14 protein-coding genes are annotated in these 14,405 nt (G+C 36.4%); all 14 read right to left on the bottom strand.

The features are described from left to right. Positions 1-2: 2 nt before the first annotated feature. The 14 genes from ACU1LP_RS05665 to ACU1LP_RS05600 all read right to left on the bottom strand — a co-directional run bounded on the left by ACU1LP_RS05665 (position 3) and on the right by ACU1LP_RS05600 (position 14,404). Positions 3-272 carry a type II toxin-antitoxin system RelE/ParE family toxin gene (locus tag ACU1LP_RS05665; protein WP_445731658.1) on the bottom strand — a complete coding sequence of 90 codons (270 nt, stop codon included), beginning with the start codon at positions 270-272 and terminating at the stop codon, positions 3-5. Beyond that, positions 256-507, bottom strand: coding sequence for a hypothetical protein (locus ACU1LP_RS05660; protein ID WP_445731657.1), 252 nt, complete (start codon positions 505-507; stop codon positions 256-258). Before ACU1LP_RS05660 ends, ACU1LP_RS05665 begins: the two co-directional genes overlap by 17 nt. A 374-nt stretch (positions 508-881) precedes the next feature. Continuing rightward, positions 882-2,135, bottom strand: a complete 1,254-nt coding sequence (locus tag ACU1LP_RS05655; RefSeq protein ID WP_445734278.1) for an NAD(P)/FAD-dependent oxidoreductase — start codon at positions 2,133-2,135, stop codon at positions 882-884. Next, entirely contained in the window at positions 2,132-2,980 is an 849-nt protein-coding gene (locus ACU1LP_RS05650) for a uracil-DNA glycosylase family protein (RefSeq protein ID WP_445734279.1), read from the bottom strand. Before ACU1LP_RS05650 ends, ACU1LP_RS05655 begins: the two co-directional genes overlap by 4 nt. Positions 2,981-2,990: 10 nt before the next feature. After that, positions 2,991-3,677, bottom strand: coding sequence for a glycerophosphodiester phosphodiesterase (locus tag ACU1LP_RS05645; protein ID WP_445731654.1), 687 nt, complete (start codon positions 3,675-3,677; stop codon positions 2,991-2,993). A 59-nt stretch (positions 3,678-3,736) separates the two neighbouring features. After that, positions 3,737-4,600, bottom strand: coding sequence for an acyl-CoA thioesterase (locus ACU1LP_RS05640; protein ID WP_445734280.1), 864 nt, complete (start codon positions 4,598-4,600; stop codon positions 3,737-3,739). A gap of 84 nt (positions 4,601-4,684) precedes the next feature. Beyond that, positions 4,685-5,200, bottom strand: a complete 516-nt coding sequence (locus ACU1LP_RS05635) for a peptide-methionine (S)-S-oxide reductase (RefSeq protein WP_445734281.1) — start codon at positions 5,198-5,200, stop codon at positions 4,685-4,687. Beyond that, positions 5,191-6,135 (bottom strand): aldo/keto reductase, encoded by a 945-nt coding sequence (locus ACU1LP_RS05630; RefSeq protein ID WP_445735804.1) that lies wholly within the window; start codon positions 6,133-6,135, stop codon positions 5,191-5,193. The genes ACU1LP_RS05635 and ACU1LP_RS05630 overlap by 10 nt, the downstream gene beginning before the upstream one ends. Before the next feature lie 31 nt (positions 6,136-6,166). Beyond that, positions 6,167-7,729, bottom strand: a complete 1,563-nt coding sequence (locus tag ACU1LP_RS05625; protein ID WP_445735803.1) for a protein adenylyltransferase SelO — start codon at positions 7,727-7,729, stop codon at positions 6,167-6,169. 80 nt (positions 7,730-7,809) lie between these two features. Continuing rightward, the gene (msrA, locus tag ACU1LP_RS05620) at positions 7,810-8,349 is read right to left on the bottom strand and encodes a peptide-methionine (S)-S-oxide reductase MsrA (RefSeq protein WP_445732989.1); all 540 of its coding nucleotides are present in this window, start codon (positions 8,347-8,349) and stop codon (positions 7,810-7,812) included. Positions 8,350-9,008: 659 nt separating this feature from the next. Then, on the bottom strand, positions 9,009-9,461 hold the full coding sequence (msrB, locus tag ACU1LP_RS05615; RefSeq protein ID WP_445732991.1) for a peptide-methionine (R)-S-oxide reductase MsrB: 453 nt from the start codon (positions 9,459-9,461) through the stop codon (positions 9,009-9,011). Between the two features lie 191 nt (positions 9,462-9,652). After that, positions 9,653-11,314 carry an alpha-amylase family glycosyl hydrolase gene (locus tag ACU1LP_RS05610; RefSeq protein ID WP_445735802.1) on the bottom strand — a complete coding sequence of 554 codons (1,662 nt, stop codon included), beginning with the start codon at positions 11,312-11,314 and terminating at the stop codon, positions 9,653-9,655. A gap of 67 nt (positions 11,315-11,381) precedes the next feature. Further along, entirely contained in the window at positions 11,382-13,262 is a 1,881-nt protein-coding gene (locus ACU1LP_RS05605) for an alpha-amylase family glycosyl hydrolase (RefSeq protein ID WP_445735801.1), read from the bottom strand. A gap of 14 nt (positions 13,263-13,276) precedes the next feature. Beyond that, positions 13,277-14,404, bottom strand: coding sequence for an alpha/beta hydrolase (locus ACU1LP_RS05600; RefSeq protein ID WP_445735800.1), 1,128 nt, complete (start codon positions 14,402-14,404; stop codon positions 13,277-13,279). Between the last annotated feature and the right edge of the window lies 1 nt (position 14,405).

Here is a 14,405-nt window from a genome sequence, read left to right as displayed (position 1 = left end):
GTTTAGAAGTTTTGGTTCTGGTTTAGAATTTTTAATATAAGAATCCGTTTATTGAAAATTGTGTAATGAATTGAATAATTAAAATGTTCTAACTGTACTATTCTAACTTTTTTATAGCGTAGCTGAAACGCTTTAGGCATGGAGCAAATGAGCCTTAATTGATTGATTAAATCATCTGTAAAAGCTTCTTCCTTGTCATACATTCGGAAAAAACAAATTGCTTTATTGAGGTCAATATCTGCCTCTTTGGAAATTTCATAATTCACGTCCATAACGTTTTAAAACTTCTGAAAGCGGCGTCGTTTCTAGCGTCCCGTTTTCCGTTCTCTCCAACATATCATCCATCATTTTTTTGTATGCTTCAGAAGGCTCGCTATATCGGGTGGCGATATCTTCCAAAGTATATTCCAGATAATTTTTGAGTGAGCGTTTTTGAAGTTTCGCCTGTTTCTCGAGGATTTTTATGGCCTTATCATCTAATTCGATTAATTTTTTAGTCTTTCCCATAATATATAGATTTTATATAGTAAATATATTAAAAATATATTGCGAAACCACTAGACCTGTCAGGTTTTCCGTCATAACAAACCTACAAGGTTTTTAAAACCTTGCAGGTTGATTGGAACATAAAAAAATATTTTTATACTAACCCTCCTAATTTCGATAAATCGAAATTGTTCTTCTTGAAAAAGATTTGACCCCTCCGCCTATCGGCATACCGAAATGAATTCGGCACAGGCTCTCCCCTTAAAAAAAGGGGAGGAATTATTTTAGAGTGTTTATAATTTGTATTGACCACAGATTAGTTAATTGACTTTTGAATACTTAGTTCCAAACGCTAGTTTAAACTAAAACCTACAAGGTTTTTAAAACCTTGCAGGTTAATGAGCGATATTTTTTGCTGCAATATAAGCCCCGGTCCAAGCATTCTGAAAATTAAAACCGCCTGTAACGGCATCCACATTTATAACTTCGCCGGCAAGATAAAGGTTTTTATGAAGTTTGCTTTCAAAGGTTTTAAAATTGATTTCCTTTAAATCGACACCGCCTGCGGTTACAAATTCCTCCTTAAAGGTGCTTTTTCCATCCACTTTAAAAATGGCTTGTGTGAGTTGCGATGCTAAAGTTTCCAATTGGTTTTTATTCAAATCTGCCCAACGGGTTTCTTGGTTTATATCAGAAGCCAACACTAAATTTTGCCATAAGCGTTTTGGTAAGTCAAAATGCGCAAATTTGAATACTGTTTTTTTTGCTAAACCGTGTTTCAATTCTTTTAAAACATCCAAACAATCTTCAAACGATTGTTTTATAAAATTGATTTCAATCTCAAATTTATAATTCCTTTTTGCCAGTTCTATCGCTCCAAAAGCCGATAATTTTAAAATAGCTGGTGCACTCATTCCAACATGGGTAATAAGCAAAGGGCCCTCGGATTCTAAAACCTCTCTGTCTCTTCGAGACATCTCTCCTTCTAAAGGAGAGAAATTATTCAGTAGTTTAACCGTTACATTTTGAGCTACAACACCAGGGATGTTTTTGATGCGCTCGTCCTTAATATCAAATGTAAACAACGAAGGCACTGGTTGTGAAATAGTGTGACCCAATTTTTCTAAAAGATTCCAGATTTTAGGATTACTGCCAGTAGCAATCAATAATTTTTTAGTTGAAAAATCACCCTGCGAGGTGTCTAATTTCCAAGCATCTTCTACTTTCTTTATGGACTTTACGGAATGATTGTACAAAATTTCAACCTGATGCTTTTTAGCTTCAGTCAAAAAACAATCAATAATAGTTTGTGATGAATTTGACACGGGAAACATCCTACCATCATCTTCAATTTTCAGTTCAACACCTCGTTTTTCAAACCACTCCATGGTATCGCCCGTCATAAATTGATGAAAAGGCCCTAACAATTCCTTTTCACCACGGGGATAATGCTTTATTAATTCTTGGGGAATAAATTCGGCATGCGTTACATTGCATCGGCCTCCTCCAGAAACTTTTACTTTTTGTAAACCTTCAGTTCCTCGTTCTAATATGGCAACTTTAAGACTTGGGCTTTGTTCTGCTATATTAATGGCGGCGAAAAAACCGGCAGCACCTCCTCCAATGACAATAACGTCTTTAAAGCTCATTTACTTAAATAATGCTGTATTAACTTAGAGAATGACAATCCATAATCAGCTTTTGTTTTTATCTCATTAATATTAAAATCATTATTTATAAAAAAACTTTTTAATTTACTATATCTTGCTGCTGGATGAACAAAAGGCAAAATCGGAATTCCTCCTAAATTATCTGCTATTATTATTTCAGACTCTTTAGATAAAGTTGGTATTTTTTTATCAACCAATTCTCCAATTGCATACTTTACATCGTTACCAAATGTTACAATTACATCAGGTCTAATCAATTCTATTTCTTTTAATAATATTTCTCGAGAATTATTAGATACATTTTCTTGTTTGTAATAATTGTAACTTCTTGTAACTTTAGAGGAAACATTTGTTTTGAAAAAGGTTTTGTACAAATCTGTCAAATAGATGAAATTATCATCCTTTAAACCTTCAATAATCTTCCAATAATTATTTGTTTTACCTTCTCTAACTGCTTTAGAATGCAAAGCGTAAGGAGTGCTTAATAATACATCTTCATAAATATTTGCTTTATTACCATTAGATTTTTCGGCCTTTTCAAAAGCAGATTTACTTCTCAAAGGATCTAAACCTATAATCATTATCCTTTTTTTGGAAGCTTCTATATTTCCAAAATAGAAAGGCAAATCTACACCTCTTAAATAAGCTTTATCAGGAACATTTTGGTTAGAATTAATTACTTCCTTTTTTTGAATCCATTTACCATTAGAGGACTCCCCGCTAAACCAGACTTTGTAAAGCCATTTTATTTCATCTTTTGAAAAATTGAGCATTTCAGAATGCACAATTTCAACTATTTTCTCGTTAAACTCTTCCTTATTCATTTATATATGTTCATAACCTATTCGGAAAATCGGAAATAACCCCATCTACCCCATAAGATTTTATGCGCTTTATAGGTTTTAAGTTGTTTACGGTATAAGTAAAGACTTTAAAATCTTTTTTTAAATTCTCAACGACCTCATGGGTTAACATGGTGTAATCTGGATGTATGGAAACTGCTTTTATTGTTTTTGCAAAAGCAACAGCGTTATCAAGATTGGAATCGGTCAATACGCCTAACGGTATGTTTTTGTTTATTTTAAAAACCGTTTGCAGCAATTCCTTTTGGAAACTGGAAACTATGATATTCTTATAGTCCCAACCCTTTTTCTCAACAAAAAAAGCGATCAATCTACTTGCTTCTTCTGCCGTATCATGTCCTTTTAATTCAATATTCAATAAGCATTTGTTGTTTACAAAAGTCAAAACTTCCGACAAGGTGGGAATTTGGCAATGCCCTTTAACCTCCACTTGCTTTAATTGGTTAAGGGTGTGTTTTGACACTTCGCCAGTACCATTGGTCATCCTATCCAAGGTAAAATCATGAAAAACCACCAATTGGCCAGAAGCGCATCTATGCACATCTATTTCAATGCCATCAACCCCTAATTGCAACGCTTTTTTGATGGATTCCAAAGTGTTTTCGGCTAAATGTCCTTTAGCACCTCGATGTCCTATTTTTAAAATTGAATTATCCATTGTTCATTATTTTTTTATACGCTTTCATTCAAAAATCAAAAATCGTAAATCGTAAATCGTTAATCCTTAGGTCGCATTAAACCTTCTTGTGCTACGGAAGCAACCAACTTGCCGTCTCTGGTAAATATATTGCCCCTAGCAAAACCCCGGGCATTGGAAGTGCTTGGAGATTCCGTGGCATACAATAACCAATCATTAAAGTCAAAATCCCTAAAATACCACATGGAATGGTCTAAACTCGCGGTTTGCGTATTGCCCCAATGTGCTTTACTGGCGTGCGGATATAGTGTGGAACCTAAAATATTATAGTCGGAAATATATGTTAATATTTGCTGTTTGGTGGCTAAATCCAAATTTTTTGCATCGCCTTTTAGCTTGAACCACACATCGCTATATGGCGGTAAATCTTTTTTGTCCATTGGATTTACAATGATTGTTGGTTTAAATTCAATTGGGCGATCAATTTCAAAAAAAGCTTTGAGGCTTTTTGGTAAATAATCCCCGAATTGTTGAAGGATATCGGTCCAACCCAATAACTCTTCAGGTTGCTTTAAATTGGGTTTCATTTCTATTTGATGGTTGTGCCCATCTTCTTTTTTATGAAATGACGCCGATAAAATAAAAATAGTGCGTTCTTTTTGATGCGCCGTAACCCGACGCACCGAAAAACTACCCCCGTCCCTAACAATGCTCACATTGTAAGTAATGGGCAATTCTAGATTTCCAGCTTCCAAAAAATAGGCATGCATGGAGTGCAACATGCGGTTATTGGTAATGGTTCTACTAGCGGCATTTATAGCTTGCGCCAGCACCTGACCACCAAAAACAATAGGGCTGCCAATGGTTTTACTAACACCATTGAATTCGGTTTCACTGATTTTTTCTAAAATCAATAGATTTAATAAATCGTTTACAGAAGTCATATAATCACTTTAATTCTTATATAAAGAACCACAAAAATACATCAGATACTTTTTTAAAAATAATAATTCTGGTTATATCTACTTTTATTCTTCCAAATGCTCTAACTTTTCAATATTCACGTGTTTAGAAAACCGTTCCCTTACTAATTTCAGTTTAGGATTGATAAACGTTTTACAAAATGGCTTTTTAGGATTTTTTCCGTAATAATTCTGGATGGCTTCACGCGATGCTTTAAAGGAATGAAAGGGGTCAACTTTTGTGATTAATTCAGTATCAAATTCCTTTTGAAAATTTTTGATAATAGCTTGAGATTGCTGTTTTTGTTCTTCTGAAAATGCATAAATAGCCGAACGGTATTTGGTTCGCATGGAATGGTTGCTGGTACTTTTATGGGTATGTAAATGAATTTCCATAAGTGTTTCCAATGAAATAACTTCCGAATTAAAATGGACTATGGCCGCTTCTGGGAAAGTATTGTTTTCCTCCATTGAAGCCGCATACCCTTGTTCAACTTTTTCAACGCCAATCAACATTTGAAAAACAGCTTCGGTACACCAATGGCAACCCCCTCCCAGTGCTATTTTTAATGTTAATTCCATTTTAATTGCTTGCGCTCGTTCCAATAGGTTTCTGGTTTAACTCCAAAACTTTGTAACCGATTTAGCTCTTCTCCAGTTAAAGCAAAAGCATCCATTTTTAAATTTTCCCGTAACTGACACACCGTACTCGCGCCACTTAAAACCATACTTTCGGGCATGGTTTTAGCACAAAACCGTAATGCAACGGCATCTACACCAACGCCATACTTTTTTGACAAGCTTTCAAGCGTCTTATATAAATCGTTATACTCCGGGTAATTTTTGTTTCTAAAAACCCTCCCATTTGCCAAGGCTTCCTTTATAATCAGTTTTTTGTTTTCCTGCTTCAATAATGCGCCAACTTCTAAAATAGTTTGATCTAAAATATTATAAGTGCTTTGAAAGGTATCGAAAACCGGTGTGCCTTCTACGGTTACATCCAATGCTTTTTTAATGACCTCAACCTGATTGACGCCTGTTGTTGAAATTCCCATTTTTAAATTAAAGGCACTTTTTAAATACGCCAACTCCTTTAAAACCGCTGTATTTTCCAAAACACCTGTTTCCAAAGTTGCCGAATGAATTTGATAGGTCGTTAAAAATGGCAATAGGCTTTTAGATATTTTCCATTGTGCTTTTAATTTTGAAACGCTGTGCTCTTTAACTTCATGCACTAACGCATCTTTATTAAAATTTGCAGTATAAATGTAACCCCATTTTGTGGCGACTTGAATGGTTTTATCGTTTTTATCAGATAACCAATCTATCAGTAAATTTTCGGCCAATCCATACCCTGGTGCCGTATCAAAATAGCGCACGCCCAAATTATAAGCTTCATCCAACACCTTAAATCCAGTAGTTTTAAGGTCGTTTACATTACTTTTTGCAACGGTATTGGTCCTTACATTAATGTAATGCGGCCTTCCAATTGCTGCCATTCCTAATCCTAAATTCACTTTGTATGTTTTTTTAACTGAATGGCATATTTTACGAACTGCACGATAACATGGAACAGCCTACTTTATGTCGTGCCCAATCGGGACGTTTTGCAAACCATTTTTCCTGCTCGGGCTGTTCATCATAAGGCTTTTTAAGCATCTGGAACAACCCATCAATTAACTTATAATCGCCTTTATCGGCATCATCAATGGCCAATTGCGTCATGTAATTACGAAGCACATATTTTGGATTCACCGAATTCATTTTTTCTTTTCGTTCTATGGAATTTATTTTTTCTTGTGCTAAACGTTCAGAATATTTTTGAAACCATGATGCCCATTTTTGTTGAATATCCTCTGAAATTTCAGTTGGAACATAAAAAGCATTTTCAACAATTTCTAATCCTTCGGAAGGTTTTTTATTATCAAAATCACTTAATTTTCTAAAGAAAATGGTCATATCGGTTTCTGTGAGTAACAAATTAGCTTCCAAATCTTGAACTAACAAAGCATCTGAAACACCTTCAACTTCCAATCCCAGTTTTGAACGCATCATCGCTAAAGATTTCATATCAAAATCCGATTTATAGGCGTCTAAAACACCTTTAAGTGTTTCTTCATCTTCAATTAAAGGATATAAGGCATTGGCTAGTTTGTATAAATTCCAAAGTCCAATATTTGGTTGATTGCCGTAACGGTAACGTTTATGTTGGCGGTCGGTAGTATTGGGTGTCCATCCAAAATCGAAGCCTTCCAGCCAACCATAAGGGCCATAATCTATGGTCAACCCCAAAATGGACATATTATCGGTATTCATCACGCCATGCACAAAACCCACACGTTGCCAATGGATGATCATGTCTAAAGTTCGTTGAGCGACTTCTTTAAAAAAGACTAAATATGTTTCTTTGGAAGGCTCGCCTAAATCGCTAAAAAAATGATTAATGGTATAATCTACCAATAGTTTCAAGGTTTTAAAATCTTGGCGCGCCGCAAAAATTTCGTAGTTTCCAAAGCGTAAAAACGATGGCGACACCCTGCAAACAATGGCACCTTTTTCGTATTCTGGGTTGCCATTATATAAAACATCCCGCAACACTTGGTCGCCCGATAATGCCAACGACAATGCTCTGGTAGTTGGCACGCCTAAATGGTGCATGGCTTCACTGCATAGATATTCCCGAATGGAAGAACGTAATACCGCCAATCCATCGGCAGTTCTGGAATAGGGCGTTTCGCCGGCACCTTTTAATTGAAGTGCCCAATGTTTATTGTTGTGTTCAACTTCTGCCAAATTTATGGCACGCCCATCGCCCAATTGTCCTGCCCAATTACCAAATTGATGGCCGCCGTAACACATCGCATAGGGTTTTGTGTTTGGAAGAACGGCATTACCAGTAAATACTTTTAGAAATGCTTCACTTTGTGACTCTTCTATGGTGAGTCCTATATTTTTGAGCATTTCGGATGATACATGAAGTAATTCTGGTTTCGCTGTTTGTTTTGGCGTTACAAAGGAAAAACAAGCTTTTTCAACCTGCCGTCTGGTGTTTTCCAAAATGGGGTCTGCTGGTAATTCTTTAGTTAATGTGTCTTCTATATGGAGTTTCATTTTTTCTGATTTAAACCTGCCAGGTTTTTAAAACCTTGCAGGTTAATTTACATATATAGGGTTTACTTAAATTTGCAGGTTTATTTTAATTTATCCGAATAAAGTTTTCGCAGTTTTGATAATTTTGGCATGATAACAAAACTGCAATAGCCTTGCTCTTTATTGTTTCGGTAATAATCTTGATGGGAGTCTTCGGCTTTATAAAATATATCCAACGGACTGATTTCTGTTACAATTTTTTTATCATAATAGTCCGCCACTTTTTTAACAACTGCTTCGGCAATCTCTTTTTGGTTTTCATCATGGTAATAAATTACCGAACGGTATTGTGTGCCAACATCGGCGCCTTGTTTGTTCAAAGTGGTTGGATCGTGCGTGGTCATGAAAATAACCAAAATATCTTCATAAGAAATGGTATCCGCATCAAAAGTGATTTGGACAACCTCTGCATGTCCTGTTAAACCAGAACATATTTCCCGATAGGTTGGATGTCCGGGCACATGGCCTCCAGAATACCCCGAAATTACTTTTTCAATACCTTTTAATTCTTGAAATACGGCTTCTGTACACCAAAAGCAGCCGCCACCAAAGGTGGCTTGTTTTATATTTTTAGTTTTCATTTAATTACTCTTTTTGTTTTTAACTTTCCATAACCCTTCCGTCTTTGATTTCCTTTGGGGAAATCAAAGCCATACCGAAATAAATTCGGCACAGGCTCTTCCCTTGAAAAAAGGGAAGGAGTTGTGCAGAGGTTAGATTTTATTTTTAGTTCTATTACCATATAAGCTAACCCAAACCATGCGGTTAAAGAGTTATTGGATTTTAGTTCAAAACATACATGTATTCCCGATTTTTAACTCTCCTCCTTTTTTCAAGGAGGAGTGGATTTGGTTTCCACTTAAAGGAAACCAAAGACGAGGTGGTTTTTCCTGCCTGTCCACCAATCCAAATTCCTTTGCATAAGGAATCCCATCAATGGGAGCATTTATGGTTGCGTATTTTGTCCAAGTTTATTAACCCTTCCGTCCTGCAGACTCCTTCACTTGAAAAAAGGGAAGGAGTTGTGCAGAGGTTAGATTTTATTTTTAGTTCTATTACCATATAAGCTAACCCAAACCATGCGGTTAAAGAGTTATTGGATTTTAGTTCAAAATATCCATGTACTACCGATTTTTAACTCTCCTCCTTTTTTCAAGGAGGAGTGGATTTGGTTTCCCCTTAAAGGAAACCAAAGACGAGGTGGTTTTTTACCCTTCCCTTGAAAAAGGGAAGAAGTTTATTAATTACTGCTTTTTTCCAATTGCAGGGATTCTGAATTGATACAATACCGCAATCCACTGGGTTCTGGACCATCAGGGAACACATGCCCCAAATGTGCATCGCAGGTATTGCACATTACCTCAACCCGTACCATGCCAAACGAACCATCTTTATGGTATTTAATGGCATTTGGCTTAATGGGCTGTGTAAAACTAGGCCAACCGGTGCCCGATTCAAACTTTATGGTAGAATCAAACAATGGGGTATCACAACACACACAATTATACTTTCCAGCTTCATGGATACTACAAAGTGCTCCACTATGCGGATGTTCCGTTCCTTTTTGTCGTGTGATCCTGAATTGTTCGGGGGTCAGAATTTGCCGCCATTCAGCCTCTGTTTTCTCGACCCGCTTGTCTGGAGTTGGGTTTCCTTTTACGCAAAAATCGATAACTTCTTTCCAAGTTAGCATCATTATATTCTTTTCTTTAAGTTAAAATTGTTACTGTTCATCTAAAAATCAGTCGGATGAACAGCTGTTTTCTTTCAAGCTATAATGTATCGAAAAATAAAAAGAACTTGGCAATTTTAACATATAATTAAAGATGCTAATATGTAGATAAATAATGTCAGGCCTACAAGGTCATAAACCAAGAATTCAAATTATTTCCTTTCCAGTAGAACTATTTCAAATTCAGAATCAATCATGGCTTTCCCATTTATAACCGTTACATCTTGATTGGAATACGCATCATGAAGCACATCGCCTTCTTTAAATACTTTTGATACATCCATATCTTTTTTGCCCTTAGATAAATCGAGCCCAACAACTACCAAATCGGTATAAGCTCCTTTTGCAAAACTTCTGTAAAACACATAAGGTTGTTGGGTTATCATTTGATGGATGCCCGCGCCAATGGCTGGATGGTTTGCCCTAAACTGTCCTAACTTTTGGTAATGGGCCAATATGGTTTTTGTTTGTGGGTTGCTTTTTATGGCGTTCCAATTCATAAAAGAACGCAAGGTAGCATCACCTTGGGCGCCTTCAACAACCAACGAACGTGCCGACTCATCGCCGTAATACACTTGCGAGGTTCCGGGAGCGAGCAACAATTTTGTACCAGCTTCAAATGGTTTGTTTCTATTGGCGTCAAAAGGTACGCTATCATCGTGCGAACTTAAATAATTAAGCGTTCCAAAACCTTTTAAATCGGTGTTCAAATAATTGTAATAGGTGCTAAAAAGTGTTTCATAATCCTGTTGTGCTGCATTCCATTTGAATTGAAAATTAATAAGACTGTTAAAAGCCTTATCAAAATAATTTACCTTTTTATCCCCAAAATCAAAATATAGTCCCGTATTGATTCCGTAGTTATAAACTTCACCTACCAAATAAAATTTATTGTCATCTAAAACCTTATCGGGATGGTTTTTCTTGAATTCCGCAAAAGCAACATCGCATTCTTTTCTAAATTCCTGCCATACAAACGGCTCAGTATGCTTTACGGTATCTACCCGATATCCATCAATTCCAAATTCCGTGATATAATCGGTTAACCATTTTATGATATAAAATCGGGGCGCTCTGGGGTAGCTCGTTCTTTTAAAAAACGCATCCAATTCTGCAACTTCCCGTTCATAACGCTCTTCGGTTTTCCATTTCTCGACCAATTGAGGTGGTAGCTCTACATGGTCGTTACTATCTGTTTTTATATCCGGTAAGTTTTTAACCAGGGTACAGGCGGTGGTGTTTTCATAAGAATCATACGTACAGGTTGGTCCGGTTCTTACCCAATCATTTGGCCAAACGGGGTCTTTATCGGTAACAGGCCCTGTATGGTTTATTACAGCATCCAACACAATACGGATACCTTTTTCATGTGCCGCCGCAACCAGTTGATGCAGATCTTCCTTGGTTCCAAAATTGGGGTCTATGGCTGTCCAATCACTGGTCCAATAGCCATGAAAACCGTAGCTCAATCCGGAGCCTTCATCCGTTCCGCCATGTATTTGTTCCACTATGGGTGTCATCCAAATGGCATTGATTCCTAATTCTGTAAAATAACCTTCTTTAATTTTTTGTGTCACGCCTTTTATGTCGCCGCCTTCAAAACCTCGAAGTTTTGCTGTTTCAGCTGTTCTACCAAAATTAATATCATTGGAATTGTCTCCATTATTAAAACGATCGGTTAGCAAAAAATAAATATTGGCACCTTCCCAAACAAATGGTGTTTTTGGGTTTGCTTCAACAGCCTTTGTTTTGTTTTGTTGTACACAACTTGTGAATGCTATTACTGTTAGTATGGTAATTATAATATGTTTCATCTGCAAGTATATTCTTCTGTTGATTATGCCTACAAGGTTTTAAAAACCTTGCAGGGTTTTCATGGTTTTATTGAATTTTTAATATGAATGACTCTAACGCATCCAACTTTATATTGATGCTACCCACACCATCTTTAACCGTTAAATTTGATGAAAACCCATTGTACAAAACATCATTGGTTTTGTAGTTACCGTCTTTTAAATTCCAAGTTTCAATTAGGTCTTTCGGAATTTTCAGATTGAATCCATACCCTTTTTCTGCATCAAAATTTGAGACAACAATCAGTTTTTCATCAGTGCTCCAACGTACAAAAGACAAGACTTTATCATTATAATTTTCTGTATTTTCTCTGTTGAATAAATGAATGTCTTGATAATTTCCAGCCAATGCGGAACTATTGATCGTGAAATTCAATAGACGTTTATAAAAATCCCGCAATGTTTTTTCTTCTTCTGTTGATTGCCCGCCATCAAATTGTTTGTTATTGACCCAACGCTGAAGATGTGGTACACCCACATAATCATATATTGATGTTCTTGAAGGTTTTCCAAAACCTGCATCCTCGGCCGCTGGCTCTCCCACTTCCTGCCCAAAATAAATCATGGTTGGGGAGGTACTTATGGTTGCCGAAACCACCATGGCGGGTTTTCCTTTTTTGGCGCTTCCCGCAAATTCTGGACTTGCAATACGCTGTTCGTCATGGTTTTCCAAAAAATGCAACATGTGGTGCTCAATATCCTTTAAATCATCTTGGATAGGCGGGATATTATCTGTTTTTCCAAAACCTTGCATAATGTGTTTTATAGTGTCGTACAATTGCACTTTATCGTACAAATAATCCATTTTCCCTTTTTTGATGTAATCTCTGTACAAACTGGGGTTGTAAACTTCTGCCATTAAAAAAGCATCGGGGTTTTTCATTTTTATTGCAGAATTCATATAGCTCCAAAACTCCACAGGCACCAGTTCTGCCATATCATAACGAAAACCATCAACACCAAAACCAATCCAATACAAGGCGATGTCCTTAAATTTTTTCCAAGAATTGGGAACGGTTTTATCTTTCCAAAACTCAAAATGCTTTTTATAATCTTCATTTTCAAAACCTGCTGGCAATTCTTCAAAATCTTTTTTGCCTTCAGGGGAAATACCGTAGTTGATTTTTACCGTTTCGTACCAATCATTAAAATTGGGTTGTGATAAGCGCGATCCATTCCCGGTCCATTTTGCGGGATTTTCATCAAAATAATCATCTTCCAATAGATGTTTTTCATCCCCTAAAGGCGTATATCCATCCTTCCAAGCGGGTACCTTAAAAGCTTCTTTAGTGTTGTAATAGAAATTATTATTAACATCATAAGTCACATTTTTATCATCGCTAGCCCCGAAATCTTCAACACCTTCCGGATTTGTTAATCCTTGATAATTTCTAGCGACGTGATTGGGTACGATGTCTATAATTACCTTAAGTCCCTCATGGTGCGTTCTTTCAATAAGTGCTTTAAATTCTTCCAATCTGTTTTCAACATTTACAGCCAAATCGGGGTTTACATTGTAATAATCCTTTACGGCGTAGGGCGAACCCGCACGCCCTTTAACCACATCGGGATCATCGTTGGAAATGCCATATTTGGTATAATCCCTGATTACGCCATGATGCGGCACGCCCGTGTACCAAATGTGTGTAACCCCTAAATCCTTAATTTCCTTTAAGGCTTTATCGGTAAAATCGTTGAATTTTCCAACCCCGTTTTCCTCAATGGTTCCCCAAGGTTTGTTGGTGGTGTTGGTGTTTCCAAAAAGGCGTGTGAATACTTGATAAATTACTTGTTTTTTATATGCTATATTTTCAATGGGTACTTGCACTGGTTCTGTTTTTTTTGTTTTATTACAGCTATATAAGATGATAACCATCGTTATTAAAATGTATGTATGCTGCTTTTTCATTATGATATAAATTTTTAATTAAATAGCCAAAGTATAGCATTTTCAAATTCTGTTTTCCAAAACGATTCGCTGTGGGTGCCGTTCGGAACTACTTTGATGTATAAATTGTTTTCGGGAAACTTGTTGTTTTTCATGATATTAACCATTTTTTCAACATCCTCTACCTCCCCTTCGGCTTCTTTACCGCCAACTAAAAAATAGATTTTTACATGTTTTACATGGGCATGTTTTTCAGTATATGAATAGATCTCATCAGCATACCAAAATACAGGCGAAAAAACCCCTACCTTAGCAAAAACATTTGGGTACTTTAAACCAGCGTAGTACGATATAAGTCCGCCCATGGAGCTACCCATAATGGCCGTATTTTTTGCCGTTTTTTTAGTCCGGAATGTTTTATCAATTTCTGGCTTTAGGGTATTTACAATAAATTCTAGATACGCATCGCCTTCGGCTTCTCCATATTCAGGGTTGGACCACGGCGAATATTCACTAATCCGTTTCTGGTTTCCATGATCGATGGCCACCACAATAAGATTCAATCCTTTTTCTTTACTTAGTTTGTTTAAGGTTTCGTCGGCTTCCCATTCACCTGCATACGAGGTCGCCACATCGAACACGTTTTGTCCGTCCTGCATATACAACACTGGATATTTTTTGGTAAAAGTTTCATAATTTGGAGGTAAATAGACGCTAATTTTCCGTTCTCTATCTAACTGGGGCATTTTAAAATGTTCCGCAAAAACATGTACATTTTTTGACGCTGTGGAACGATTTATTTTAGAAGTTCCATCGGCCCAATTAACAATTTTAATGTGAATGGTATCTAGTTTAGTGCTAAAGGTATGCATACGATTTTCAACAGGGTTTCCATTCAAATCGCACTCCGCAACATCCCAAGAACCTAAAGTGAATTTAAAACTGATGGTTTCTTTAAGTTTAGGAATTGTTATGTGATAGTGTTTGTTGGTTTTTGTTAATTTATAGTCTTTATTTCCTCCAGACCAGCCTTCAAAATCGCCAGACATATATATGTCCTTTTTATAGTCGTGATTTTCAGGTAAACTATCAACAATAAAGGTTGCTTGACCACTTAACATTTGATACCATGAAACCGCTATTATAAATACTAAAGCTTTCATT

The sequence above is a fragment of the Mariniflexile sp. genome (assembly GCF_052728615.1).
This window is presented reverse-complemented; position numbering and strand designations above follow the sequence as displayed.